General features: G+C 59.1%; 28 protein-coding genes. 5 read left to right on the top strand and 23 right to left on the bottom strand.

The features are described 5' to 3' along the window. Nucleotides 1-21: 21 nt before the first annotated feature. The 19 genes from nuoG to GOV88_RS05345 all read right to left on the bottom strand — a co-directional run bounded on the left by nuoG (nt 22) and on the right by GOV88_RS05345 (nt 16,379). Nucleotides 22-2,043, bottom strand: coding sequence for an NADH-quinone oxidoreductase subunit NuoG (nuoG, locus tag GOV88_RS05430; protein ID WP_171239764.1), 2,022 nt, complete (start codon nt 2,041-2,043; stop codon nt 22-24). Nucleotides 2,044-2,046: 3 nt separating this feature from the next. Then, nucleotides 2,047-2,496 carry a DUF5333 domain-containing protein gene (locus GOV88_RS05425; RefSeq protein WP_171239794.1) on the bottom strand — a complete coding sequence of 150 codons (450 nt, stop codon included), beginning with the start codon at nt 2,494-2,496 and terminating at the stop codon, nt 2,047-2,049. A 26-nt stretch (nt 2,497-2,522) separates the two neighbouring features. Next, nucleotides 2,523-2,918: a hypothetical protein gene (locus GOV88_RS05420; protein WP_254449170.1), complete on the bottom strand. Its 396-nt coding sequence runs from the start codon at nt 2,916-2,918 to the stop codon at nt 2,523-2,525. Next, nucleotides 2,918-3,334, bottom strand: coding sequence for an MAPEG family protein (locus GOV88_RS05415; RefSeq protein WP_171120786.1), 417 nt, complete (start codon nt 3,332-3,334; stop codon nt 2,918-2,920). The genes GOV88_RS05420 and GOV88_RS05415 overlap by 1 nt, the downstream gene beginning before the upstream one ends. A 5-nt stretch (nt 3,335-3,339) precedes the next feature. After that, a complete protein-coding gene (gene nuoF, locus GOV88_RS05410) occupies nt 3,340-4,638 on the bottom strand; it encodes an NADH-quinone oxidoreductase subunit NuoF (RefSeq protein WP_171239763.1) in 1,299 nt (432 codons plus the stop codon). Between the two features lie 12 nt (nt 4,639-4,650). Further along, complete coding sequence (locus tag GOV88_RS05405) at nt 4,651-4,869, bottom strand: DUF5337 domain-containing protein (protein WP_171239762.1); 219 nt, start codon at nt 4,867-4,869, stop codon at nt 4,651-4,653. 31 nt (nt 4,870-4,900) lie between these two features. Further along, nucleotides 4,901-5,950, bottom strand: a complete 1,050-nt coding sequence (nuoE, locus tag GOV88_RS05400; RefSeq protein WP_171239761.1) for an NADH-quinone oxidoreductase subunit NuoE — start codon at nt 5,948-5,950, stop codon at nt 4,901-4,903. Continuing rightward, nucleotides 5,950-7,173 (bottom strand): NADH-quinone oxidoreductase subunit D, encoded by a 1,224-nt coding sequence (locus GOV88_RS05395; protein ID WP_171120779.1) that lies wholly within the window; start codon nt 7,171-7,173, stop codon nt 5,950-5,952. The genes nuoE and GOV88_RS05395 overlap by 1 nt, the downstream gene beginning before the upstream one ends. Beyond that, complete coding sequence (locus tag GOV88_RS20600) at nt 7,173-7,295, bottom strand: hypothetical protein (protein WP_255431592.1); 123 nt, start codon at nt 7,293-7,295, stop codon at nt 7,173-7,175. Before GOV88_RS20600 ends, GOV88_RS05395 begins: the two co-directional genes overlap by 1 nt. 1 nt (nt 7,296) lies before the next feature. After that, the gene (locus tag GOV88_RS05390) at nt 7,297-7,473 is read right to left on the bottom strand and encodes a hypothetical protein (RefSeq protein WP_171120778.1); all 177 of its coding nucleotides are present in this window, start codon (nt 7,471-7,473) and stop codon (nt 7,297-7,299) included. A gap of 5 nt (nt 7,474-7,478) precedes the next feature. Further along, entirely contained in the window at nt 7,479-8,078 is a 600-nt protein-coding gene (locus tag GOV88_RS05385) for an NADH-quinone oxidoreductase subunit C (protein WP_171120776.1), read from the bottom strand. Between the two features lie 12 nt (nt 8,079-8,090). Next, entirely contained in the window at nt 8,091-8,624 is a 534-nt protein-coding gene (locus GOV88_RS05380; RefSeq protein ID WP_171239760.1) for an NADH-quinone oxidoreductase subunit B family protein, read from the bottom strand. Continuing rightward, the gene (locus GOV88_RS05375) at nt 8,615-8,980 is read right to left on the bottom strand and encodes an NADH-quinone oxidoreductase subunit A (protein WP_050602775.1); all 366 of its coding nucleotides are present in this window, start codon (nt 8,978-8,980) and stop codon (nt 8,615-8,617) included. The genes GOV88_RS05380 and GOV88_RS05375 overlap by 10 nt, the downstream gene beginning before the upstream one ends. Nucleotides 8,981-9,167: 187 nt before the next feature. After that, complete coding sequence (locus tag GOV88_RS05370) at nt 9,168-9,956, bottom strand: crotonase/enoyl-CoA hydratase family protein (RefSeq protein WP_171239759.1); 789 nt, start codon at nt 9,954-9,956, stop codon at nt 9,168-9,170. 8 nt (nt 9,957-9,964) lie between these two features. Continuing rightward, a complete protein-coding gene (locus GOV88_RS05365) occupies nt 9,965-10,819 on the bottom strand; it encodes a hydroxymethylglutaryl-CoA lyase (RefSeq protein WP_171239758.1) in 855 nt (284 codons plus the stop codon). 66 nt (nt 10,820-10,885) lie between these two features. Then, entirely contained in the window at nt 10,886-12,814 is a 1,929-nt protein-coding gene (locus tag GOV88_RS05360; RefSeq protein ID WP_171239757.1) for an acetyl/propionyl/methylcrotonyl-CoA carboxylase subunit alpha, read from the bottom strand. Between the two features lie 5 nt (nt 12,815-12,819). Beyond that, nucleotides 12,820-13,239 carry an ASCH domain-containing protein gene (locus GOV88_RS05355; protein WP_171239756.1) on the bottom strand — a complete coding sequence of 140 codons (420 nt, stop codon included), beginning with the start codon at nt 13,237-13,239 and terminating at the stop codon, nt 12,820-12,822. A gap of 5 nt (nt 13,240-13,244) precedes the next feature. Next, entirely contained in the window at nt 13,245-14,849 is a 1,605-nt protein-coding gene (locus GOV88_RS05350) for a carboxyl transferase domain-containing protein (protein ID WP_171239755.1), read from the bottom strand. Then, nucleotides 14,850-16,379: an AMP-binding protein gene (locus tag GOV88_RS05345; RefSeq protein WP_171239754.1), complete on the bottom strand. Its 1,530-nt coding sequence runs from the start codon at nt 16,377-16,379 to the stop codon at nt 14,850-14,852. A 136-nt stretch (nt 16,380-16,515) separates the two neighbouring features. Here GOV88_RS05345 and GOV88_RS05340 point away from each other — a divergent pair, with 136 nt between their 5' ends. Then, the gene (locus GOV88_RS05340) at nt 16,516-17,124 is read left to right on the top strand and encodes an OmpW family protein (RefSeq protein ID WP_171239753.1); all 609 of its coding nucleotides are present in this window, start codon (nt 16,516-16,518) and stop codon (nt 17,122-17,124) included. A 50-nt stretch (nt 17,125-17,174) separates the two neighbouring features. Here the strand turns inward: GOV88_RS05340 and GOV88_RS05335 are convergent, their stop codons facing one another. From GOV88_RS05335 to GOV88_RS05325, 3 genes are all read right to left on the bottom strand, one after another. After that, the gene (locus tag GOV88_RS05335; protein WP_171239752.1) at nt 17,175-18,338 is read right to left on the bottom strand and encodes an isovaleryl-CoA dehydrogenase; all 1,164 of its coding nucleotides are present in this window, start codon (nt 18,336-18,338) and stop codon (nt 17,175-17,177) included. A gap of 155 nt (nt 18,339-18,493) precedes the next feature. Further along, nucleotides 18,494-19,684 carry a DegT/DnrJ/EryC1/StrS aminotransferase family protein gene (locus GOV88_RS05330; RefSeq protein WP_171120758.1) on the bottom strand — a complete coding sequence of 397 codons (1,191 nt, stop codon included), beginning with the start codon at nt 19,682-19,684 and terminating at the stop codon, nt 18,494-18,496. Between the two features lie 39 nt (nt 19,685-19,723). Next, a complete protein-coding gene (locus GOV88_RS05325; RefSeq protein WP_171239751.1) occupies nt 19,724-20,395 on the bottom strand; it encodes an HAD-IA family hydrolase in 672 nt (223 codons plus the stop codon). Between the two features lie 134 nt (nt 20,396-20,529). Here GOV88_RS05325 and glmU point away from each other — a divergent pair, with 134 nt between their 5' ends. The 3 genes from glmU to GOV88_RS05310 are packed head-to-tail and all read left to right on the top strand — an operon-like array spanning nt 20,530 to nt 24,396. Next, a complete protein-coding gene (gene glmU, locus GOV88_RS05320; protein WP_171239750.1) occupies nt 20,530-21,882 on the top strand; it encodes a bifunctional UDP-N-acetylglucosamine diphosphorylase/glucosamine-1-phosphate N-acetyltransferase GlmU in 1,353 nt (450 codons plus the stop codon). Between the two features lie 3 nt (nt 21,883-21,885). After that, nucleotides 21,886-23,706 (top strand): glutamine--fructose-6-phosphate transaminase (isomerizing), encoded by a 1,821-nt coding sequence (glmS, locus tag GOV88_RS05315; protein WP_171239749.1) that lies wholly within the window; start codon nt 21,886-21,888, stop codon nt 23,704-23,706. A 6-nt stretch (nt 23,707-23,712) separates the two neighbouring features. Then, the gene (locus tag GOV88_RS05310; RefSeq protein ID WP_171122589.1) at nt 23,713-24,396 is read left to right on the top strand and encodes a DNA alkylation repair protein; all 684 of its coding nucleotides are present in this window, start codon (nt 23,713-23,715) and stop codon (nt 24,394-24,396) included. Here the strand turns inward: GOV88_RS05310 and GOV88_RS05305 are convergent. Continuing rightward, a complete protein-coding gene (locus tag GOV88_RS05305) occupies nt 24,384-24,806 on the bottom strand; it encodes a hypothetical protein (RefSeq protein WP_171120749.1) in 423 nt (140 codons plus the stop codon). The two genes, GOV88_RS05310 and GOV88_RS05305, sit on opposite strands and share 13 nt — an antisense overlap. A 90-nt stretch (nt 24,807-24,896) precedes the next feature. Here GOV88_RS05305 and moaA point away from each other — a divergent pair, with 90 nt between their 5' ends. Further along, complete coding sequence (gene moaA, locus GOV88_RS05300) at nt 24,897-25,907, top strand: GTP 3',8-cyclase MoaA (protein ID WP_171122585.1); 1,011 nt, start codon at nt 24,897-24,899, stop codon at nt 25,905-25,907. The last annotated feature ends 1 nt before the right edge of the window (nt 25,908 follow it).

Here is a 25,908-nt window from a genome sequence, read left to right as displayed (position 1 = left end):
GGGAAATGTCAGCGGGTCGGATCATTCTGCGGCCATCCTGTCAGTCTTGAGGGCTTGCGCCTGCGCCGACAGCTCGGCCATCAACTGCGAGGCCCGCGCTATCGGGTTTGTCAGGTAGAAATCCTTGATTGCAGGGCGGAAGCTGGCCTTGCCCAGAGATCCGGCCTCAAGCGGTTGAATTTCGTTTTCAATCACTTCGTCAATGCGCGCCAGATGTGGCACCGCTTCGATCAAGGCCGTCCGCAATTGCGCCAGCGAGTCAAATGGCAGCGCAGCACCCAATTCGGCTGAAAGCGCGCGTAGAACGGCCCAGTTCTCTTTCGCCTCTCCGGGTGCGAACCCGGCCCGCATCGCCAGTTGCGGACGGCCTTCGGTGTTCACGAACAACCCGTTTTCCTCGGTATGGGCCGCGCCCGGCAGGATCACATCGGCGCGGTGCGCGCCCCGGTCACCATGGCTGCCCTGATAGATGACAAAAGCGCCTTCGCCGATCTCGACTTCATCCGCACCAAGGTTATAGATAACGTCCGCCGCATTTACGGCGTCCATCCCTGCATCGTTCGTCGCGTCTACATCCAAGGCGCCCACACGCGCGGCGGCGGTATGCAGGATGATCAGCCCGCTTTCGGTATTGGCGGCAATGGCTTGCGCGGCGGCCAGAACGGCGGCCCCGTCAGCCTCCTGCAGGGCACCTTGCCCGACGATAACCAGCGACGGCTTGCCCTTGATCTCATCATCACCGCCCATATCGACGACCTTTTGCAGCGCCGCCCGGTCATCGCCCAAGTGGTGATAGGGATAGGTCAAATCTGCAGCAGGCCCAACCAAAGCAATATCAGCCCCCTGCGCCCATGCCTTGCGAATACGTGCGTTCAGAACCGGAGCTTCGTCCCGCGGGTTGGTGCCGATCAGCAGGATACGCTCGGCCGTGTCGATATCTTCGATGGCGGCAGTCCCGGCATAGGCCCCACGGTTGCCCGCTGGCAGCTTGGCCCCGTCGGTGCGGCATTCGACAACACCGCCCTGCCCCTCGATCATCTGTTTCAGCGCAAACGCAGCCTCAACTGGGGCCAGATCACCAACGATCCCAGCCGGTTTTTCGGCCCCTTTCAGCGCTTGCACCGCTTTGGCCAACGCCTCGGGCCACGAGGCCGGGCGGAGCTTGCCGTTCTCGCGTACATAAGGCTTGTCCAGCCGCTGGCGGCGCAGGCCGTCCCAAACAAAGCGCGTCTTGTCGCTGATCCATTCCTCGTTCACACCGTCGTGGTTGCGCGGCAAGAAGCGCATCACTTCACGCCCCTTGGTATCCACGCGAATGTTGGATCCCAGCGCGTCCATAACATCAATGCTCTCTGTCTTGGTCAGCTCCCACGGACGGGCAGTAAAGGCATAGGGTTTAGACGTCAGCGCCCCAACCGGGCACAGATCGATGATGTTGCCCTGTAAGTTCGATTGCAGCGTTTCATTCAGATACGAGGTGATCTCGGCATCTTCGCCACGCCCGGTCTGCCCCATCTGAGTGATCCCGGCGACCTCGGTCGTGAAGCGCACACAACGGGTGCAACTGATGCACCGGGTCATCGCGGTGCCGACCAGCGGCCCCAGATCCAGATCATCCACAGCGCGCTTGGCTTCTTTAAAGCGCGACCCCGACACTCCATAGGCCATCGCCTGATCCTGAAGGTCACATTCGCCCCCCTGATCGCAGATTGGGCAGTCTAGCGGGTGATTGATCAGCAGAAACTCCATCACCCCTTCGCGGGCCTTCTTGACCATGGGCGAGTTTGTTTTGACCACGGGCGGCTGGCCTTCCGGACCCGGACGTAGATCACGCACCTGCATCGCGCAGGAGGCGGCGGGTTTCGGCGGCCCGCCCACGACTTCAACCAGACACATCCGGCAGTTCCCGGCGATCGAAAGACGTTCGTGATAGCAGAAACGCGGCACCTCGACCCCGGCCTGCTCACAAGCCTGGATCAGGGTCATCGCACCATCGACTTCAATTTCCTGCCCGTCGATATTGATCTTGCGGAGGTCAGACATGGTCTAGTTCGCCCTCAAATACACGCCGATGGCGCTGTTTCTTTCGATTTCCTTCTGCCCCAATGCGCAGAAAGTTTTGGGGTTGTCATACGAGACACCGTTCTGCGCCAGGTATGCTTCGCCTTTTGAGCGCATCCTGTCTTTCTCAGAATCGGATTCCACATAGGCCCGGATTTCCTTGTCCGAGTACCCCAGCTTGTTTGCTTTCGACCGCAAATCCCACATCACGCCAATCGCCTTCAGACGACGCCCACTGATCGAAGGGCAAACCTCTGAAATCTCGTTCGCTACCGCGATATAGTACAACTCGTTGTCGATCTCTTTGACATCTCGCAAAGGCGGCTTGGCGTCAGCCGGCACCGGCGACGCAAACACGCATATCGCGGCAATCAACGTCGCCGCGCCCAATACGGACCCTCGCAGATTTGCCGGCCCCTGGCATTCAGCGCGCATAGCTGCGTGATATGCGAAACTGCGTGTCATGGACGAAGGCATTTTCCTGCGAAAGTCAGTTTGTCGTCGGTGATCCGCAGGTTTTGCGGTTCGGTATCCGGTCCGACCTTCCAGTCAATTCGCGAAGACCCGTATTTTGCGATACAAAACTTGGTGCCTTCGTACCGTCCCGCCTCGCGCGCTCCGTCCAATGAAGCTGAAACACCGTTCACCACGACCGTGAAATCTGTTGGCGCTGTTTTTTTGTCCACGACTTTCGCTTTAGCGCTGAAGTATTGACCGTCAAAAACCACGCGGTCCGAGGATGGGGTCACCAAACCACAAGACGCGACAAGCGCAGCCGCGGCACAGACCACCAATGCCCGACCACAGGTTTTCATCCGGCGCGTTTTTCCGGTGACATGATGAACAGCGCTTAACATCAGAACGCGGCCACCATTGCCATAATCCCCATGATGAACATGCACGCCCATCCCAGAACATAAAGAACGCTCCGCAAGCCTGTGTTAGGTTTGCCAATTCCTTGAATGTGAATGACCAGCATCACCAATCGCGCCAAAAGCGCGACCGAGGCCAGCAGATTTACCCAGAACGGGCTTACCGCCATCAGTATGGCCGCAATTGTCACAGCCGCATATGCCGGAAGGGTCTCAGTTCCGTTCAGATACGCTCGGTTCAGTCGATAGGTTTTGTCGGCATAGTCCTGCTCGGGCGTGGAACCCGGAGCCAAGCCTTTTCCTTGCTTTGCCAAAGCCGTGAATGGGGCAAGTAACAACACAACCAGGGTGAAGATCATCAGCGAAACGATCGCATGGCCATATTCTGCAAATACTTCCATAGGTTCTACTCCGCAGCCATTGCACCAAGGCGACCAGACTTCTGGGCCTTGATACGGTCTTCGATTTCGTCCCGGAAATTGCGGATCAGGCCCTGGATGGGCCAAGCCGCAGCATCGCCAAGCGCGCAGATCGTGTGCCCTTCGACCTGTTTGGTCACGTCAAACAGCATGTCGATCTCTTCCAGTTCGGCCTCACCGCGCACCAGTCGATCCATCACGCGCATCATCCAACCGGTGCCTTCACGGCATGGCGTACACTGGCCGCAGCTTTCGTGCTTGTAGAATTTCGACAGCCGCCAGATTGCCTTGATGATATCGGTGGAATTGTCCATCACGATCACTGCCGCCGTTCCCAGGCCCGAGCCCAAATCGTTGCGCAGATAGTCGAAATCCATGATCGCATCGCGCATGTTTTCACCGCGCACGCAAGGAACGGACGAGCCACCGGGGATCACCGCCAGCAGATTGTCCCAGCCGCCGCGAATACCGCCACAATGGGTCTCGATCAGTTCCTCAAACGAGATCGACATCGCCTCTTCGACCACACATGGGCTATTCACATGGCCCGAGATCGCAAACAGCTTGGTGCCCGCATTGTTCTGACGACCAAAGCCTGCGAACCAATCCGCGCCCCGGCGCAGGATGGTGGGCACAACGGCAATGGATTCCACGTTGTTCACCGTGGTCGGACAACCATACAGCCCCGCACCCGCCGGGAACGGAGGCTTCATCCGCGGCATGCCCTTCTTGCCCTCAAGGCTTTCGATCAAGGCGGTTTCTTCGCCGCAGATATACGCGCCTGCGCCGTGATGCAGGAACAGATCAAAATCCCAGCCCGAACCGGCGGCGTTCTTGCCCAACAAGCCAGCGTCATAGGCTTCGTCAATCGCAGCCTGTAGCGCCTCACGCTCACGGATATATTCGCCGCGCAGGTAGATATAGCAGGTATGCGCATTCATCGCGAAGGACGCGATTAGGCAGCCTTCGATCAATGTATGCGGATCATGACGCATGATCTCGCGGTCCTTGCAGGTGCCCGGCTCGGATTCGTCCGCGTTCACAACAAGATAGGCCGGGCGACCGTCGCTTTCCTTGGGCATGAACGACCATTTCAGACCGGTGGGAAAGCCCGCACCGCCACGACCACGCAGGCCGGAATCCTTCATCGTCTGGATGATCCAGTCGCGGCCCTTCTCGATCAGGCTAGCCGTGCCGTCCCAATGCCCGCGCGCCTGTGCGCCGCGCAATGTGCGCTCGTGCATCCCGTAGATGTTGGTAAAGATCCGGTCCTGATCCTTCAGCATCGTGTATTACCTTCAGCTGTCCTGACGCATGCGCCAGAGTTGAAAAATGTTGACGCCCGCATAAATGAATCCTGCCAGAGCGGCAAAATCAAAAAGCAACGCATAGCGGCCCGGCAGTCCCAACTGCGGACCAACAAATGACATGACAAGCCACAGCACCATCGTCGCGGCGATGACGACGCCGATATGACGGCCCTTTCGGGCTATGGCCTGTTCCTTGTCCTTGTCCATCTCATCCCGATGCCCCGAGTGGGCACCTATCTTAGTCCTCGTTCCCCGCGGCAAGGCTGGTTGCCTGCTCGACCCAGCCGTCGCGTTCGATCCGGCCCTTGAACTTCAGCTGCGTATCCACCCAGGCAATATTCCCGGCCGTCCAGGTTGAGATCTGGTCGTAGTGATAGATCCCCAGATCGTTCAGCTTTTCTTCCAGCTTCGGCCCAACGCCCTTCAGCACTTTCAGATCATCCGCCTTACCGTCGCGCGCCTTCGTCAGCGTTTCGGGCTTGTCTTCCGTAGCTTCCTGCGCCTGCTTCGCCGCCGGTTTGCCAACCTCATGCTCTTTCGGAGGTTTAGGAGCTGCCTTGGTCGCCGCCGCCTTACCATCCTTACCCAACCACGGGGTCAGGATCGGAACCTCGGTCCCGTCGATGCGTTTGACCGTGTCGCCCAGATCAACAGCCAGTTCGACACTCGCATTATTCTCGGGCTTGTCCGTTGCATACTCGGTCAGGCTGCTCAAACCTTTCAGCGGTTCCGCGGCATAACGACCGTTCTGTGGACCTGGCACCGGCACCTTGCCCGCGGCCAAATCGTCAATGATCTTGCCAAAGCTTTCGGCCGTCAAATCTTCATAATAGTCCTTGCCGATCTGCGCCATGGGCGCGTTCGCACAGGATCCGAGGCATTCAACCTCTTCCCAACTCAACTTACCATCAGCGGACAACTCATGCGGCTTGGCAGCAATCTTTTCTTTGCACACCGCAATCAGATCTTCGGCCCCGCAGATTAAACATGAGGTCGTGCCGCACACTTGGATATGCGCAACTGTTCCAACGGGTTGCAACTGAAACATGAAGTAGAATGAGGCGACCTCAAGCACGCGGATATAGGCCATACCCAACATGTCGGCGACGGATTCGATCGCCGGACGGGACAGCCAACCCTCTTGCTCTTGCGCGCGCCACAACAGCGGAATAACCGCACTGGCCTGACGACCCTCGGGGTACTTGGTGATCTGCGCTTCGGCCCACTGCTGGTTAGCAGCGGTGAAGGCAAAGCTTTCGGGTTGTTCGGGATGAAGACGGCGGAGCATTAGCGGTCAATCTCTCCAAATACGACGTCCATGGTTCCGATAATCGCGGCGACGTCGGCCAGTTGGTGACCCTTGGCGACGTGATCCATGGCTTGCAGGTGCAGGAAACCCGGCGCGCGCAGTTTGGCGCGATAGGGTTTGTTGGTGCCATCGGCGACGAGATAGACGCCGAACTCGCCCTTAGGGGCTTCGACGGCGGCATAGACCTCGCCCGCGGGGACGTGGAAGCCTTCGGTGTACAGCTTGAAGTGATGGATCAGGCTTTCCATCGAGGTCTTCATGTCCGAGCGTTTCGGCGGGGTGATTTTGCCGCGGGCCAGAACGTCGCCCGGGCATTCGCGGATCTTGGCGATGGCCTGACGGATGATGTGCAGCGACTGGCGCATCTCTTCCATCCGAACCAAATAGCGGTCATAGCAATCACCATTCTTGCCGACGGGGATTTGGAACTCGAACTCGTCATAGCATTCATAGGGCTGCGCGCGGCGCAAATCCCAAGCCAGACCCGATCCGCGCACCATTACGCCGGAGAAGCCGTATTTCTGGATGTCATCTTCGGTCACGATGCCAATATCGGCGTTACGCTGTTTGAAGATGCGGTTTTCGGTCAGCAGACCGTCAATATCGTCCAGAACGGCGGGGAATTCGTGGCTCCACGCCTCGATATCGTCCAGCAGTTCTGGCGGCAGGTCCTGATGCACACCACCGGGGCGGAAATAGGCGGCGTGGAGGCGCGCACCACAGGCACGCTCATAGAACACCATCAGCTTTTCGCGTTCCTCAAACCCCCACAGCGGTGGAGTCAGGGCGCCAACATCCATCGCCTGCGTCGTCACGTTCAGCAAGTGGTTCAGGATGCGCCCGATCTCAGAATACAGAACTCGGATCAGCGAACCTCGGCGCGGTACCTCGACCCCGGTCAGCTTTTCGATGGCCAAGCACCAGGCATGTTCCTGGTTCATCGGTGCCACGTAATCCAGACGGTCGAAATACGGCAGGTTTTGCAGATACGTCCGGCTTTCCATCAGCTTTTCGGTGCCACGGTGCAGCAGACCGATATGCGGGTCGCAACGTTCAACAATCTCACCGTCCAGCTCAAGAACAAGGCGAAGAACCCCATGCGCCGCAGGGTGTTGCGGGCCGAAGTTAATGTTGAAATTGCGGATCTTCTGTTCTCCGCTCAGCGCGTCCGTGCTGCCGTCATCGTATCTTGAGCCGTCCATCAACGCCCTCGTTTCTTCTTCGCTTCGGCCCGAACCCGGACCTTTTCGGCCTCGGCCGCCTTCGCTGCGGCCCCTGCAAGCAGCACACCCAGCACGCCCAGAACAATCAGTTCGCCTGTCATATCAGCGTCGCTCCATCTCTTGCAGCTTCAGCGCCATCATCCACAGCAGGACAATCACGACCGGAGAGATGATGCACGCAAACGCCCAGTTCTTGTTGATCCCGAAATGCGGCAGCAGCTTGATCATTGGCACAACCGTCGCCACCACCAGAACAATCCAGATCAGGAACTCAAACATGGCGGCTACTCCTGCTTCTCATCCCCTGGCAGAATATAATTCGCACCTTCCCAAGGGCTCATGAAGTCAAACTGCCGGTACTCCTGCACCAGGCTGACCGGTTCGTAAACGACACGCTTCTGCGCCTCGTCGTACCGCACTTCGGTATAGCCCGTGGTGGGAAAATCTTTGCGCAGCGGATAGCCGCGGAAACCATAATCCGTCAGAATGCGCCGCAAGTCCGGGTGTCCCGAGAACAGAATGCCGAACATGTCGAACACCTCTCGCTCGAACCAGTTGGCCGAAGGGTGAACATCTGCGATCGAGGGCACCATGTCTTCCTCACGAATGGAAACCCGCAAGCGAATGCGCTGGTTCTGATACATCGACAAGAAGTGATAGACCACGTCGAACCGCTTGGCGCGTTCGGGGTAATCGACGCCCGTAATATCTACAAGGGTCGAGAACTTGCAATTCTGATCAGACCGCAGGAATTCTACGAACTCCACAAGGCTCGACGGTGCGACATCGACGTTCAATTCGTCATGGGTCACATCCCAGGACAAAACACAATCAGCCCGTTTAAGCTCTAACTGCGCGCCGAGTTCTTTGAGTGCTTCGCTCATCTTCCCTCTCCCTCAGCGCACGATGGTTCCGGTGCGGCGGATCTTCCGTTGCAACTGCATCAGACCATAAAGCAGAGCCTCGGCGGTAGGAGGGCAGCCGGGGACGTAGATATCCACCGGAACGATACGATCACAGCCCCGCACAACAGAGTAGGAATAGTGATAATACCCACCCCCATTCGCGCAGGACCCCATCGAGATCACATAGCGTGGCTCGGGCATCTGGTCATAAACCTTGCGCAACGCCGGGGCCATCTTGTTGGTCAGGGTTCCGGCAACAATCATCACGTCGGACTGACGCGGAGAGGCGCGCGGCGCGATGCCAAACCGTTCCGCATCATAGCGCGGCATCGAGGTGTGCATCATCTCAACCGCGCAGCAGGCCAGACCAAAGGTCATCCAGTGCAAAGACCCGGTGCGAGCCCAGTTGATGATGTCCTCGGTCGAGGTCAGCAGAAATCCTTTGTCCTGCAATTCAGAATTCAGGGCCTGGGTTGCAACTTCCTTGTCGACGCCTGCGGTATTTGCACCCGTCATCACTCCCATTCCAGGGCCCCTTTCTTCCATTCATAGGCAAAGCCAATGGTCAGAACGCCCAGAAACACCATCATGGACCAGAACCCAACATCGCTGATGTCTTTGAAACCGACGGCCCAGGGGAACAGGAAAGCAATTTCCAGATCGAAGATGATGAAGAGAATCGAAACCAGATAGAACCGAACGTCGAACTTCATCCGCGCATCATCAAAGGCGTTGAAGCCACATTCATATGCGCTAACCTTTTCAGGGTCTGGATTGCGGACGGCCAGAACCACAGCAGCCAGAATCAGAACGATTCCAAGGCCAACGGCAACGGCCAGAAACACCAGAATCGGGAGGTACTCCCGCAACAGGTCTTCCACGTAAAGCTCCTTTCCTGTGCAGCGCTCGCAGCGACGCACCGTCAATTGGCGTGTTGACTGGACATTCTCTATCCCTGCGTGATCAGAGGGTCAACCGAACAGAAGCGCGCAGGCACCTAATATTCCGTTTCCCTCGTGGGATATTGAGTATGTTGGTTCTGTTTGCGCGATAAGTGACTGTTGGAATTCAGACCTTGCTGTTCCAAACAGGTTTTCTTTTGGCAAAAAACGCGCCGATTCCTTCTTGCGCTTCTTCAGTTTCCCAACGATCCACCAGCGCCCGGATCGTCCCGTCGATCACAGTATTGTTAATCGTCGGTCCCAGCATTCGCACCAAAGCTTTGGCCGAGGCCACGGCCCCCGGCGCGCAGGACAGGTATGGCTCGACCTCGGCCTCGACCGCCCCGGCCAGATCATCGGCATTGACCGCGCGGGCAAGCAATCCCAGTTCCACAGCCTCGGACGCTTCAAAAAGACGTGCCGACATGAATACGCGCCGCGCCCGTGCCTCGCCCATGCGTGCAACAACATAGGGACCAATGGTCGCCGGGATCAGGCCCAATCTCGTTTCTGTCAGGCCCATTTTCACTGACTGAACACCAATTGCCACGTCACACACTGCGGCCATTCCAACGCCCCCTCCAAAAGCGTTGCCCTGAACGGCGCCGATCAACGGTTTCGGCATCGTGTTCAAAGCCTGCAACATTTCGGCCAGCTTACGCGCTTCAACAAAGCGCGTTTCGGGGTCGGCGGCCATTTGATCCTGCATCCAGCTTAAATCGCCTCCGGCGCAGAAGCTTTTGCCCGCGCCTGTCAGGACGACCACCCGCACTGCGTCGTCCTGCCCTAACTGCCCTGCGGCCTGTGTCAGCTCCGATATCATCTGCGCTGACATCGCATTGTGTTTTTCCGGACGGTTCAGCGTCAGCGTCGCGACGCCGCGCGGGTCCACTGCGATTGAAATGGTGTCGAACATGGCCTTACTTATTCCCCTCGCATGGCGCGCGCCATCTGCGCGGCCTGGTCCACGATCTCGGGGGCGATGCCGGTCTCATATCCCAGCCGATGTAAGTGCGACACAACCGTTTCGGTCGCCACATTCCCGGCCGCGCCAAGGGCGTATGGACACCCCCCCAAACCGCCAACCGCGGAATCGAACGTGCGCACCCCCAAAGCGAGGGCCGCGTCTATATTGTCGATCGCCCGTCCGTTGGTGTCGTGAAAATGACCCGCCAGTCTGGTGACGGGCACCCGCTTTTGCACCGCCAAAAGCATATGCGCGACAGTATCAGGCGTGCCCTGCCCGACCGTATCCCCCAGAGACACTTCGTAACAGCCCAGCGCAAACAGCGTATCCGCGACTTCAGCAACTTTTTCAGGGTCTGTCGGGCCATCATAGGGACAGTCCGTCACGCAAGAGACATACCCCCGCACGGGAAGGTCAATATGCCGAGCAGCCTCTAGAATTGGGGTAAACCGCTCGATGGATTCCGCAATCGAGGCGTTGATGTTGGCCTTAGAAAACCCCTCGGAGGCTGAGGCGAAAACAGCAATCTCATCCGCCTTGGCCGCAAGCGCGTCGTCATACCCGCGCATGTTCGGTGTCAGCGCGGCATAGCGCACACCATCGGCACGGGAAATCCCAGCCAGCACTTCGGCACTGCCCGCCATCTGTGGCACCCACTTGGTTGAAACAAAGCTGGCCACCTCGATCCGGTTGAACCCGGCCCGGCTCAGACAATCGATCAACGCGACCTTTTCGGCCACCGGGATTTCCCGCTTTTCATTCTGCAGACCGTCGCGCGGCCCCACTTCGAAGATTTCAACCCGATCACCCATGGCTGCGCCCCTCCCTTATTGCCGCTATGAACCCGACCTTGCCACGTTGCGCCCGCACGGGACAGATCATTCCTCCTCCAACCGGACCAGAGCGGCACCGGCTTCGACCTGCCCCCCGGCTTCGGCGAGCACTTCGGCAACGACGCCATCGCGTGCTGCCAGCAAGGAATGCTCCATCTTCATGGCTTCCAGAACGGCCAGTCGATCGCCTTCCTGCACCGTTTGCCCCACTGTCGCGAACATGGCTTTTACCAATCCCGGCATCGGTGCCTCGATCACGTTGGTGTCGCCAACGGCACTAGTGTCGCGGTCCAGAGGATCGACGATATCGAACGATTGCCCATAGTTTTCGAAAACAGTGACCCTCGACCCTGCCACAGCTACGCGCGGCATGGGCTTGCCACCCACGATCCATTTCCCGGCCTTTCGTTCGGCCAGAACCGAGTCGTCCCCCACCCGCCAAAGCTGTCGGTCCGGCCTTTCGACCTGAACATCCAGATCAATCACGTCTTCGGCCTTCAGTTGGGCCGCCCGATGCAGGGGTGCCCAAAGAGAGAACCCACACTGTTCGTTCGTATCCACCAGCCCCAACGCCGTCATCGCCGCCGAAACACAGGTAGACGCCGTAACTGGGACGGGCCTGATGAGCGCGTCCAAGTCCCGCCCGATCAGTCCTGTATCCACATCCCCCGCCGCAAAACCGGTATGCCGTGTCAACGCCCCCAGAAACCCGAGGTTTGTAACTGTCCCGGCAACTTCGGTACGCGACAACGCCCGATGCAGTTGCTCCAACGCAATCTGGCGTGTTGGCCCGTGCACGATGACCTTGGCGATCATCGGATCGTACCAAGGGCTGATCGTATCGCCCGCCCGAACGCCGCTATCTGCCCGGCAAGCCGTCGGGAACTTCAGATGAGTCAGCTTGCCCGTCGCAGGCAAAAACCCTTTGGGCACATCTTCGGCGTAAAGCCGCGCCTCAAACGCGTGGCCGGTGATCGACAGTTCATTTTGTTTCTTTGGCAGCGTCTCGCCCGAGGCAACCCGCAATTGCCATTCGACCAGATCTACGCCCGTAATGGCCTCGGTCACAGGGTGTTCGACCTGCAAGCGTGTGTTCATTTCCATGAACCAGAACCGATCCGGTCGCAGCCCTTCCGAGGCATCGACGATAAATTCAACCGTGCCTGCACCCTTATAGCCAATCGCCTCGGCCGCCCTGACACCCGCCTGCCCCATCGCCTCGCGCATTTCGGGCGTCATACCGGGCGCAGGCGCTTCCTCGATCACCTTTTGATGGCGCCGTTGCAGGGAGCAATCGCGTTCGAACAGATGCACGGCGTGTGTGCCATCTCCGAAAACCTGCACTTCGATATGGCGCGGTTTGGCGACGAACTTCTCGACCAGCACGGCATCGTTACCAAAGGCTGTACGCGCCTCGCCACGTGCTCTGTCCAAGGCCGACGCAAAATCCTCGGGCTGCTCAACCAGCCGCATCCCCTTGCCGCCACCTCCGGCAACAGCCTTGATCAGCACGGGATAGCCGATGGTTTCCGCCGCACCGGCCAAATGGTCGGGGTCCTGATTGTCACCGTGATAGCCGGGCACAACCGGCACGCCCGCCTGCTCCATCAAAACCTTGGCCGCATCCTTGAGACCCATCTTGCGGATCGCATCCGCAGAAGGCCCGATAAACGTCAACCCAGCGGCTTCGACCGAATCCACGAAATCCGGATTCTCGGACAAAAACCCATATCCGGGATGGATCGCCTGCGCGCCGGTGTCCAGCGCTGCCTGAACGATCACGTCGCCCTTCAAATAGCTCTCAGCCGGTGCCGCACCGCCGATATGCACCGCCTCATCCGCCATTTGTACATGTTTGGCCGAGGCATCCACATCGGAATATACCGCAACGCAGGCCACACCCAACTTCTGAGCGGTTTCCATCACGCGGCAAGCAATCTCACCCCGGTTGGCAATCAGGATTTTGCTGAACATATTTCTTACTCCTCTGACGCCAAATCTTCGATCAGCCGAAACCGTTCGCAGAGCAATTCCATCTCTGGGTCAAATCCACCGTTGCGCTCAAAGTATCGACTGTGATCCTCCCGCCATCCTTCAAGCGTTTCGTTCTCGCCCTCGGCCAAGGCAAACGCTTCGGTCATGTCACAGAACCGGCTGACCGTAACCTCAAGCGTCTCGATCACCAAAGCCGGACGACCATCCCACTCCAGAACAATATCGCGCCGCCCGACCACTGGGGTCTCTGAGCTGCCTTCGGGATAGTCACGCAACGCGCCACAGGTTGCTGTTTTCCGCCCTGCACGAACCAACCCCAACAGTTCAGCGCTCATCGACGCGCTGTCACCGAACTTGAAGGTTTGCGCGCCGGGATAACGAGTCAAAACGTCCTTTAAAGTCATGATGATCACATCCTGAACACGCCAAAACGTGTCTCTTCGATCGGGGCGTTCAAGGCGGCGCTTAGCGACAGGGCCAGCACATCGCGCGATTTGCGCGGGTCGATGATGCCGTCATCCCAAAGCCGCGCCGAAGCATAGAGCGGGTGTGACTGCTCCTCGAACATATTCAGCGTCGGGCGCTTGAATTCGGCTTCTTCCTCGGCCGACCACGTGCCGCCCTGCCGCTCGATCCCGTCGCGTTTGACAGTAGCCAAAACACCTGCCGCCTGCTCACCCCCCATCACCGAGATGCGCGAGTTCGGCCAGGTCCACAGGAACCGAGGCTGATAGGCGCGACCCGCCATGCCGTAGTTTCCCGCGCCGAACGAGCCGCCCACCAGCATCGTGATCTTGGGCACCGAGGTCGTCGCCACAGCCGTCACCATCTTGGCGCCGTGCCGCGCGATGCCCTCATTCTCGTATTTCCGACCGACCATGAACCCGGTGATGTTCTGCAAGAACACAAGCGGCGTTTTGCGCTGCGAACACAGTTCGACAAAATGCGCCCCCTTCTGTGCGGCTTCGGAAAACAGCACGCCGTTGTTGGCGATGATCCCCACCGGGCAGCCTTTGACATGGGCAAACCCCGTCACAAGCGTCTCACCGAACCGAGGCTTGAACTCATCGAACCGAGACCCATCGACCAGCCGCGCAACCACCTCGCGGATGTCATAGGGCGTGCGCAGATCGGCAGGCACAACGCCGAGGATTTCCTCGGGGTCATAGGCCGGGTCCTCAGGGTTGGCCCAATCCACTGTCTGCGGCTTGCGCAGGTTCAGCGACCCCACGGCCCGGCGCGCCAAAGCCAGTGCGTGCGCATCATCCTCGGCCAGATAATCCGCTACACCGGACAGGCGCGTATGCACATCGCCGCCGCCCAAGTCTTCGGCGCTGACCACCTCGCCCGTGGCAGCCTTGACCAGAGGCGGTCCGGCCAGAAAGATCGTCCCCTGTTCCTTGACGATAATCGTCACATCCGACATCGCGGGCACATAGGCCCCACCCGCCGTACAAGACCCCATCACCACCGCGATCTGAGCAATCCCCTTGGCGCTCATCCGCGCCTGATTATAGAAAATACGGCCAAAGTGGTCTCGGTCGGGAAAGACCTCATCCTGATTGGGCAGGTTCGCACCTCCGCTATCGACCAAATAGATGCAGGGCAGATGGTTTTCCTCGGCAATCTCCTGCGCCCTCAGGTGTTTTTTGACCGACATCGGATAGTATGTACCGCCCTTCACAGTGGCATCGTTGCACACCACCATGACCTCGCGCCCCTGCACCCGGCCAATCCCCGCGATCACCCCGGCACAAGGCGCGGCGTCACCATACATCCCATGCGCCGCCGTCGCGCCGATCTCCAGAAACGGAGACCCTGCGTCCAGCAAATTCGCCACCCTGCGCCGAGGCAGCATCTTGCCCCGAGACACATGCCGCGCGCGGGATTTTTCACCGCCGCCCATGCGGGCCGCTTCGGCGGCTTCGGAGATCTGTGCCAGCGCGTCCAGATGGGCGGTGCGGTTTGCCTTGAAGCCCTCAGAGGCGGGCATGGCTTTGGATGTGAGTTTCATTTACGTTGTCTCCAATTCCAACTTCGCACGACGCTTCAATTCCTTCCGAATGACCTTCCCTGTCACCGTCATCGGCAATTCCTCCAGAAACGCCACCTCGCGCGGGTAGGAATATTGCGCCAGACGGGCCTTTACCCACTCCTGCAACTCCGTGCCCGTCGTCTCAGCCCCCGGTTTCAACACGACATACGCCTTGACAATCTCGGTCCGCAGCGGGTCGGGTTTGCCGACCACGCCCACGGTCGCCACCGCAGGGTGAGTCAGCAGGCAATCCTCGATTTCGGCGGGGCCGATGCGGTATCCGGCAGAGGTGATCACGTCGTCATCTCGCCCCACGAACCGTAGATAGTCGCCCTCCCACACGCCACGATCACCGGTGATCAGCCAGTCACCCCGGAATTTCTGCGCAGTCTCCTCGGGCCGGTTCCAGTACTCCAGCAACATCGAGGCCGAGCCGCGCCGGATGGCAACGTTGCCTTCTTTGTCCGTTGGCTGGCCCATGTCATCAATCACCGCCACCTCATGCCCCGGCACCGGTTTCCCGATACAGCCGGGCCGCACCGGGAAGTCTTCGGCGCAGGACGACACGACCATGTTACATTCGGTCTGGCCGTAGAATTCGTTGATCGTCAGGCCGAATGCCTGCTGCCCCCAGGCCAGCATCTCGGCCCCCAGTGGCTCGCCGCCCGACGCGACCGAGCGTAGGCCGGGGACGGCCTGACTTGCCGCTTTCAGCATCCGCAACGCGGTGGGGGGAAAGAACACGTTGCGCACTCCGCCGCGCGCGATCACGTCAGCGCAGACTTCTGGGGTAAATTTCTCAAGCCGCGCGGCGACCACCGGGATGCCCAGCGCCAGACCGGGCATCAGCGCATCGAACAACCCACCAATCCATGCCCAGTCGGCAGGGGTCCAAAGGCAATCGCCGTCGCGTAGGTGATTGTGGCTTATGGATACGCCCGGCAGATGCCCCGTCAGAACCCGGTGCCCGTGCAGCGCCCCCTTGGGGCTTCCGGTTGTGCCCGAGGTATAGATCAGCACGGCGGGATCCTCGGGGCCCGTATCAGCAAAGGAAACCGCGCCATCAGACGGTGCAATCCGGTCAACCCGCACAGAGTGTGCCAAAGCGCCCAACAGTTCCTCGCCTTCTGCATCCGTCAAAACTATCTGCGCACCTGCATCCCGAACCCTTGAGGCCAGCGCATCATGTTTGAATAGCTTAAATAGCGGAACCGAGATCGCGCCGATTTTCCAGATCGCCAAATGCGCTGCGGCGCACCACGGCGATTGGCTAAGAAGTACGCCCACCCGGTCGCCGCGTTGCACGGATATCATCAGTTGGCGCGCGATACCGTCCACCATTCGCTGCAAGCGGTCAAAGGTGACGTCGTCCTGCGTACCCCCGGTCAGGTCGCGAATAGCCACGCGATCACCCGGTTGCGACAGACATTGCCGCGCCATGTTCAATCGGTCGGGAATCAACCAGCCACCACCGGGCTGCAATCCAGGTATGCGCCTAGCGGGACACATTGCCGAAACCCTTTGTTTTCATGACATTTCTTTGGCGATGGGCGCGTTCGCCAATCACACGAACTTGATACAGATCAGAGTTGGCAGCGGACCGTTCGTGCAAAACGCCAGCATCAACAAACCTAAAGGCAGTAAAATGACCAACAAACTCGCCGCTCTGACCCTCTCCACCGCGCTTGTCGCACTGGCTGTCCCGGCTTTCGCCCAATCTCAGGGTGATTGGACCGTCGGACTTGGTGTGGGCTATCTCGACCCGAAATCCGACAACGGCACGCTGAGCAATGGCGCCAGCGTCGAGGTTGACTCGGACACGCGCCCGATCTTTACAGTAGAATACTTCATTCGTGACAACCTTGGCATCGAATTGCTGGCTGCAACGCCCTTCAGCCATGACATTACCTTGGCTGGCAGCATCGACGGCGGGACCGTCAAGCACTTGCCGCCCACACTGTCGCTGAACTATCACTTCCCGACCAACAGCGCGTGGAAGCCTTACGTTGGCGCTGGTATCAACTATACCGTCTTCTTTGACGAAAGCTCGGCTCTGGGCGATCTGGAACTGGATGACTCGGTTGGTGTCTCTCTGCAGGCTGGTCTGGATTACATGGTCACCGAAAAAGGCGCCGTGCGTCTGAACGTGCGCTGGTTCGACATCGACTCTGATGTCAGCCTCGACGGAAACGACCTCGGTACTGCCGAGATTGATCCGTGGCTGGTCGGCGTTTCCTACGTCCATCGCTTCTGACCCTTCGAAGAAACGCCCCGCAGTTCCCTCGTCTGCGGGGCGTTTTTCCATCACTCCATCCCGCTCATCAGTTCCCGGCCGATCAGCATCCGGCGGATTTCACTGGTGCCCGCGCCAATCTCCATCAGCTTGGCATCGCGGAAAATCCGGCTGACAGGAGAATCCGACAGAAACCCGGCCCCGCCCATTGCCTGCACCGCCTGATGCGCCTGCGTCATCGCCGCCTCGGACGCGTAAAGGCAGCACGCCGCCGCATCCTGACGCGTCACATCCCCGCGATCACACGCCTTGGCCACTTCGTACACATAGGCGCGGGCTGAATTCATCGCCGTATACATATCTGCGATCTTTCCCTGCATAAGCTGGAAGCTACCGATGGGTTTCCCGAATTGCTTACGCTCGGCCAGATAGGGCATGATCTCATCCAGACAGGCGGCCATGATGCCTATACCGATTCCGGCAAGCACCACACGCTCATAGTCCAGGCCAGACATTAGAACCGCGACACCCTTCCCTTCTTCGCCAAGCACATTTTCAAACGGCACTTCCACGTCTTCAAAGACCAGCTCGGCCGTATTCGACCCGCGCATCCCCAACTTGTCGAAATGGGGTGAGGTGGAAAAGCCGGTCATCTCTTTCTCGATCAGAAAGGCGGTTATCCCACGCGACCCGGCCTCTGGGTCAGTCTTGGCGTAAACGACCAGAGTATCCGCGTCCGGTCCGTTGGTGATCCAGTATTTGCTGCCGTTCAGACGGTAGTGATCATTGCGCTTCTCGGCCCGCAACTTCATCGACACCACGTCGGACCCTGCCGACGCCTCGGACATCGCCAGTGCTCCCACATGTTCACCCGAAATCAAGCGCGGCAGGTATTTCGTCTTTTGTTCATCCGTTCCGTTCAACTTGATCTGATTGACGCACAGGTTCGAGTGGGCGCCATAAGACAGTGATACCGAAGCCGAAGCCCGGGCAACCTCTTCGACGGCGACGGTATGGGCCAGATACGACATGCCCACCCCGCCAAATTCTTCGGGCACCGTTATGCCCAACATCCCCAAATCGCCCATTTCCTTCCAAAGCTCATTGGGAAACGCGTTCGAGGCATCAATCTCGGCGGCCATCGGCTTGACCCGCTCCTGCGCCCAGCGGTGAACCATTTCACGCAGGGCATTCACATCCTCGCCCAGATCAAACTGCATGGTAGCCGCGAACATATGCGATCTCCTCCCTCGCATTAATGAACAGTTGTTCAATAAGTATCAGCGAATCTTTTCCGGGTCAACGACGGCCATGCAGAAACACACCACCGACCCGTCAGGGGTGGTGGTGTCAAAGCATCAAGTGTGCGCTTTCAGCGCACTCCTTTGGATTACGATTGGTAGACCGCCCCGACCTCGGCCCAGATGATCCGCGCGATCAGTCGGCAATCATCCAGAGAGAATGTCAGCGGCACGCGCATGTCCATGATCCCGGCCAGCACCCGGTCACTGGCGGGCAAAGGCGCGCTGTCGGCGTAGCGCCAGCTATCATAGCGCGAGGTAAACCCGGTGGGCTCGGCCCCGCCGAACCACTTCAACTCGACCCCACGCGTAGCACAGCGGCGGATCACTTCGGCAATACGCTCGGATGACCAGTCCAACAGCAGGAACTGAATGGACGAGCCCACATAGGTCTCACCCTCGGGCCGCTCGACAATCGTCAAGCCGGGCGTTCCGCGCAGCCCCTTTTCAATCTCGGCATAACGCTCATTCCAACGCGCGACCTGTCTATCCAGATCCCGCAGTTGAGGCCGCAGGATCGCCGCCCGCAGATTATCCATCCGACCCGAAACATTGGGCGTGGTGTACTTGATCCTCTCAAAAGCCTCAGGTCCCGGCGCGGCCAGATGGCGTTCGTACAGCATATAGGATCCCGACAGCATCGTGGCCTTGGCCGCCAACTCCTCATCATCTGTGATCAGCAAGCCGCCCTCGCCCGAGTTCACGTGCTTGTAGGTCTGGCAAGAATAACACCCGATGGCCCCCTGCCGCCCCGACAGTTGCCCGCGCCACGCGGCACCCATCGTATGCGCGCAATCCTCGATCACGGTCACACCCGCGGCGTCGCACATCTGCATCAGCCGATCCATGTCACACAGATGCCCGCGCATATGGCTGAGCATCAGCACCCGCGCCTGATCAAGCTTGCTCTCAAGATCATCCAGATCAATTACCAGCCCTTCGGTCACGCCCACGAACACGGGCTTTGCCCCGACCGAGGCAATCGACCCCGGCACAGGGGCCAGCGTGAAGGCATTGGTCAGAACCGGATCACCGGGCTGCACACCCACCGCACGCAATGCGGTCGCCAGCGCATAGCCGCCCGACGACACGGCCAGACAGTATTTCGCCCCCATCTGCGCGGCAAATTCCTGCTCCAGCAAAGCAGTTTCGCCCAGCTCTCCGGGCGTCACGTTATAGCGATGCAACCGCCCGTGACGCAGAACCGCCAATGCGGCCTCGATCGCTTCGTCAGGGATGGGTTCCTGCTGTGTGAAACTGCCAGTGAATGTCTCGGTCATACGCCCGTTCTGAGGCCGCGCGTGCGCAGCGTCAAGGGCTTACGCCACCGCTCCAATAAGGCTGGTCACAACCTCGGGCAGATCATCGAAGTGATGCAGCAACGCTTCGGGCTCAAGCGCGGCCATATCCGCGCCCGACGGACCAAACGTCACCAACACCGAAGGAACCCCAGCGGCGCGCGCAGTATTGCGGTCAGTATCGGAATCTCCGATCAGCACACAAAGATCGGGATGCCCCCCTGCCCGCCGCGCGGCCTCGCGCAGAGGTTCGGGATCGGGCTTACGAACCGGCAGGGTGTCGGCCCCCACCAATGATGCGAACTGCTCCCGCACGCCCATCTGGGTCAGCAACTGATCGGCAAGAGCTTCGGGCTTGTTCGTGCAAATCCCCACGCCGTACCCCGCGACCTTCAATGCCTCAACCGCATCAAGTGCACCTGGGTAGAAATGCGTATGGGTATCAATGGCCTGCGCATATGCGTCCAGCAGCATTGGATAATATACCTGAATCGCCTGTTCATCATAAACCCCGACACGCTTCAATCCGTGCGTCAGCATCATCCGGCCACCCCGCAGCGCGACCGCAGCATCCTGCCCGTGAACCAGAACATCTCCGTGCCCCATATGGCGGAAACAGTGGTTCGCGGCTTCAAGCAAATCACCCGAGGTATCGGCCAATGTCCCGTCCAGATCGAAGATAACCGTTCGCATCGCGCCTCCTGCTTCGGCGGTTTTTCGCCGTATCCTGTTGCAAACGGCAATCTTGTTTGATCGCTGAACCGCTTGCGCCTTTGCCCTCAGCGGATAAAACGGACCGCAACAAAACACAAAGAGAAAACGATTTCATGAGCACCGCCCTTGTCATCCTTGCCGCAGGTAAAGGCACCAGGATGAATTCGGACATCCCCAAGGTCCTTCATCCAATTGCCCAGACACCGATGCTGGTTCACACCATGCGCGCCGGATCGGTTCTATCGCCCGAGCGCACCGTGATCGTCACCGGGCACGGGTCCGAGGCTGTGGCGAAAGTGGCGACCGCCGAAGACGAAACAGCCCGGATCGCGGAGCAGACCGAACAGTTGGGCACCGCTCATGCCGTCGCTCAGGCGCGCGCTGCGCTGGAGGGGTTCAAGGGCGACGTGGTGGTTTTGTATGGCGACACTCCGTTCCTTCAACCCGAGACACTGGAGCGGATGATCGAGGCGCGCGCGCAAAACGATCTGGTTATCCTCGGGTTCGAAGCCGCCGATCCCGCGCGCTATGGTCGCTTGGTCATGAACGAAGATCATCTTGAGCGGATTGTCGAATTCAAGGATGCTTCAGATGAAGAACGCGCGATAACCTTCTGCAATTCCGGTCTTTTGGCGTGCGACGCAGAGGTGTTGTTTTCCCTGATCGGCGCGGTGGGTAACGGCAATGCAGCCGAGGAATATTATCTGACCGACGTCGTGGAAATCGCCCGCAGCCGTGACCTGAAAGTCACCGCAATTGCCTGCGACGAGGCCGAGACGCTGGGGGTCAACTCGCGCGCTGATCTTGCCGCTGCCGACGCTGTATTCCAAACCCGCGCGCGGTCAGAACTGCTGGGCCTTGGCGTGACTTTGATGGCCCCTGAGACCGTTTATCTTGCCGCTGACACGATCATCGGACGCGACACGGTTATCGAACCGAATGTGGTATTCGGCCCCGGTGTCACGGTCGAAAGCGGTGCGACGATCCGGGCGTTTTCGCATCTTGAGGGCTGTCACGTTAGCCGAGGCGCTGTCATCGGCCCCTATGCCCGCCTGCGCCCCGGCGCGGAACTGGCCGAGAACACACGCATCGGGAATTTCGTCGAAATCAAAAATGCCGAGATCGCCGAAGGCGCGAAGGTCAATCACCTTAGCTATATCGGGGATGCCTCCGTTGGCGCGGATTCGAATATCGGGGCGGGTACGATCACCTGTAATTATGACGGGGTGATGAAGCACAAGACCACGATAGGTGAAAATGTCTTCATCGGATCGAACACCATGCTTGTTGCACCCGTGACCGTGGGCGACGGAGCCATGACAGCGACCGGCACCGTGGTCACGCGCGACGTCGAGCCCGACGCTCTGGCTGTGGCGCGCGCCAAGCAGGACAACAAACCCGGCTATGCGCGCAAATTGTTTGAGATGCTCAAGGCGAAGAAGGCTCGCCGCGACAAAGGAGCCTGACCTATGTGTGGAATTGTAGGCGTTCTGGGGCAGCACGAAGTCGCCCCCATTCTGGTCGAAGCGTTGAAACGTCTGGAATATCGCGGCTATGACAGCGCCGGGATTGCAACGGTGAACGGCGGTGACCTGGGGCGTCGCCGGGCCGTGGGAAAGCTGGTGAACCTCAGCGATCTGCTGGTGCATGATCCCCTGCCCGGCAAGTCCGGCATCGGCCATACACGCTGGGCCACCCATGGCGCACCTTCTGTGACGAACGCGCATCCGCATCAGGCGGGTCCAGTGGCCGTGGTACATAATGGCATCGTCGAAAACTATCGCGATCTGCGTACAGAGCTGGCCGAACATGGCGTAGGCTTCATGACCGAAACCGACACCGAAACTGTCGCGCTGATGGCCGAGCACTACCTGTCAACGGGGCTTTCCCCGGTTGAGGCGGCCTTTAAAACAATCGACCGGTTGGAAGGCGCATTTGCTCTGGCATTTCTGTTTGAAGGGCAAGAGGACCTGATCATCGCCGCGCGCAAGGGATCGCCGCTGGCGATCGGGCATGGGGATGATGAGATGTTCGTCGGTTCGGACGCCATTGCGCTGGCGCCGCTGACGGATCGCATCACCTATCTTGAAGAAGGCGACCGGGCGGTGCTGACCCGTACCACGTTGGAAATTCGTAACGAAGCGGGCGATCTCGTCAACCGTGACGTTCGCCAGATCAAGCTGGACACTGCGCGTACTGACAAAGGCGGGCACAAGCACTTTATGGCCAAGGAAATTGCGGAACAGCCCGTGGTCGTGGCCGAAGCAATCCGTTCATATTTGCCCACCGGCGGTGATGAGGTTGCCCTGCCCGCAGAACTGGACTTTACCAAGCTCGACCGTTTGACGATGGTTGCGTGCGGCACCGCCTTTTATGCCTGTTTGACCGCCAAGTACTGGTTCGAGAAACTGGCCAAAATGCCGGTTGAGGTCGATATCGCCAGTGAATTCCGGTACCGGGAACCTCCGATCAGTGACCGGACCGCGGCGCTGTTCGTTAGTCAGTCCGGTGAAACGGCCGATACGTTGGCGGCCCTAAGGTACTGTGAAGGCAAGGCGGACAAGATCATTTCGGTGGTCAATGTCCCCGAAAGCTCAATCGCGCGCGAAAGCGATGTGACGCTGCCCATTCATGCCGGGGTCGAGATCGGAGTGGCCTCGACCAAGGCTTTCACATGCCAATTGAGCGTGTTGCTGATGCTTGCACTAAAAGCCGCCTCGGATCGCGGGACGTTGACGGCAGAAGAACTGGCCGACCACGCCGCCGCATTGCGCGGCTTGCCTGCGGTGCTCAACGTCGCGTTAGAGCAGAACGACGCGATCCGCGCATCCGCCCAACGACTGTCCGAGGCACAGGACGTTCTGTTTTTGGGGCGCGGCCTGATGTATCCTCTGGCCATGGAAGGCGCACTAAAGCTAAAGGAAATCAGCTATATACACGCCGAAGGTTACGCGTCTGGCGAGCTGAAACACGGCCCAATCGCCCTGATCGACAAACATATGCCGGTGGTTGTGATGGCACCGCGTGACGCGGTTTTCGACAAAACCATATCGAACATGCAAGAAGTGATGGCACGCAAAGGCAAGGTCATTCTGATATCAGATGGCGACGGGATCGCCGAGGCTGAGGACGGCGTCTGGAGCACGATCCGCATGCCACTTGTTCATGAAAGCCTCGCCCCGATCCTCTATTCGGTTCCTGCGCAGTTGCTGGCGTATCACACGGCCGTCGCCAAGGGCACAGACGTGGACCAGCCACGCAATCTGGCGAAATCTGTTACGGTGGAGTAGCGATCCGTGGACGCCTATCTGGATCAGATCAAGGAACATGCCGATCCCGAGCGCGCCACGCAGATGGCGGCCTATCACAAGGCGGCCCGTCCTTATTTAGGGGTCGCAAACCCTATCTTGAACGACCTGACAAAAGCGTGGCGGCGAGACCTTGACGTGGCCTCTCGGGTCCAATTGGCCGATGACCTGTGGCAGACAAACATTCATGAGGCACGCTTAGCCGCCGCCAAATTGCTGACACAGGCGCGCATTCGGCCGGATGATGCGGCTTGGGAAGTACTGCAAAGCTGGTTGCCGGATTTCGATGCCTGGGCCGTTGCGGACCACGCGTGCATGGCCATGCAAAAGCGGCTGTCAGCCGACCCAGAAAGGCTGGATCAGGTCGGAGGCTGGACATCCTCAGACCACATGTGGACACGTCGCGCGGCATTGGTGGCAACCCTGCCATGGACCAAGCAAAACCACCCCAAGCCGGATGATCTGGACCGCCGGGATCGTATTTTGACCTGGGCCGCAGGATATGTCCCCGACCGTGATTGGTTTATCCAGAAGGCCATCGCATGGTGGTTGCGCGAGCTTTCCAAGCACGACCCATCCCGTGTTGTCGCGTTCCTACAAACATATGGTGATGCAATGAAACCCTTTGCGCGCAAAGAGGCCGGAAAATACCTGAAGGATCAGTTTGAGTAGACCTCAAGCTCGACCAATTCATCGAAAGGCAGCAGCAATGCCCGCATCGCGTCCAACGACAAACGGCTGCCCCCGCCTTCCGGCCCAGAAGCAGGCACCAGCGTAATGTAGGCCTGAGCGCCAGTTCTTGGAACGACCACCCGCCCGGTGAATTCGGTGTCGACCAGCGGTGTTTCCAACCAGCGCCCCGGTGTTGTGGGGTCACCCAGACTGGCCACAGTGGTTTTCGGACCAACCCAACTTGGGGCAGCCACAGCAACAGGTTCGGGGTCAGCTACGTCAGCGACTTCTACTGCTTCGGGCTCGGCTTGAGCCTTCTCACCGTCGCCGCCAAAGACGCGATCTGTCGTGGACCGGACGGTGTCGCATCCCGCAACAACTGCAAACAAAACAATAAATGCAATCCTCATACTGGTAATCTACCGTTCCAACGGCCTCTGATCTAGACCAAAGCACAGTTCGCCCTTGTCGCAGCGGGGTCACCGCTTTACCTATGGTGCATGACTGCTGCTCCACTAATCGACCCGTTTGCCCGTGCAATCACCTACTTGCGTGTTTCCGTCACGGACCGCTGCGACTTTCGCTGTGTTTATTGTATGTCCGAAGACATGAAGTTCCTGCCCAAAAAGGACCTTCTGACTTTGGAAGAACTGGACCGGATGTGTTCGACCTTCATCAACATGGGCGTCGAAAAGCTGCGCATCACAGGGGGTGAACCTTTGGTGCGCCGGAACATCATGGCGTTCTTCAACGCGATGACACGCCATCTGGAAAGCGGGGCACTTAAGGAGTTGACCCTTACCACCAACGGATCGCAACTTCATCGTTTCGCAGACGACCTCTACGCAGCCGGCGTGCGCCGCGTGAATATCTCGCTGGATACGCTGGACGAGGACAAATTCGCCCAGATCACACGCTGGGGACGCCTGAAACAGGTCTTGAAAGGCATTGACGCAGCTCAGAAAGCCGGGCTGCGCATCAAGATCAACGCCGTTGCCCTTAAGGGTTTCAACGAAGAGGAGCTTCCCCAAATCACGCGGTGGTGCGCCGAGCGCGACATGGATCTAACCTGGATCGAAGTCATGCCCATGGGTGATATCGGCAATGAAGACCGCCTTGATCAGTACTGGTCGCTGAAGGACGTGCGCAAAGAGTATGAAAACCACTACACAGTCTCTGATCTGGCCGAGCGCACGGGCGGACCGGCGCGCTATGTGCGGCTTGAGGAAACCGGACAGAAAATCGGGTTCATTACACCGCTGTCCCACAATTTCTGCGAAAGCTGCAACCGTGTACGCCTGACCTGCACCGGTGAATTGTATATGTGCCTTGGTCAGGAAGACATGGCCGACTTGCGCAGCTCACTTCGGGATCATCCCAACACCGAAGAGCCGCTGGAACACGCGATCCGCGCGGCCATCAATCTGAAACCCAAGGGCCACGATTTCGACTATTCCCGCCAGTCCGTCGACGGAAAGATGAGCCGTCACATGAGTCACACAGGCGGCTGAC

It is taken from the genome of Ruegeria sp. HKCCA5491 (assembly GCF_013034565.1).
In the GTDB taxonomy this organism is placed as follows: domain Bacteria; phylum Pseudomonadota; class Alphaproteobacteria; order Rhodobacterales; family Rhodobacteraceae; genus Ruegeria.
Note: the sequence above shows the minus strand (reverse complement) of the source record. Positions and strands in the feature narration are given on the sequence as shown.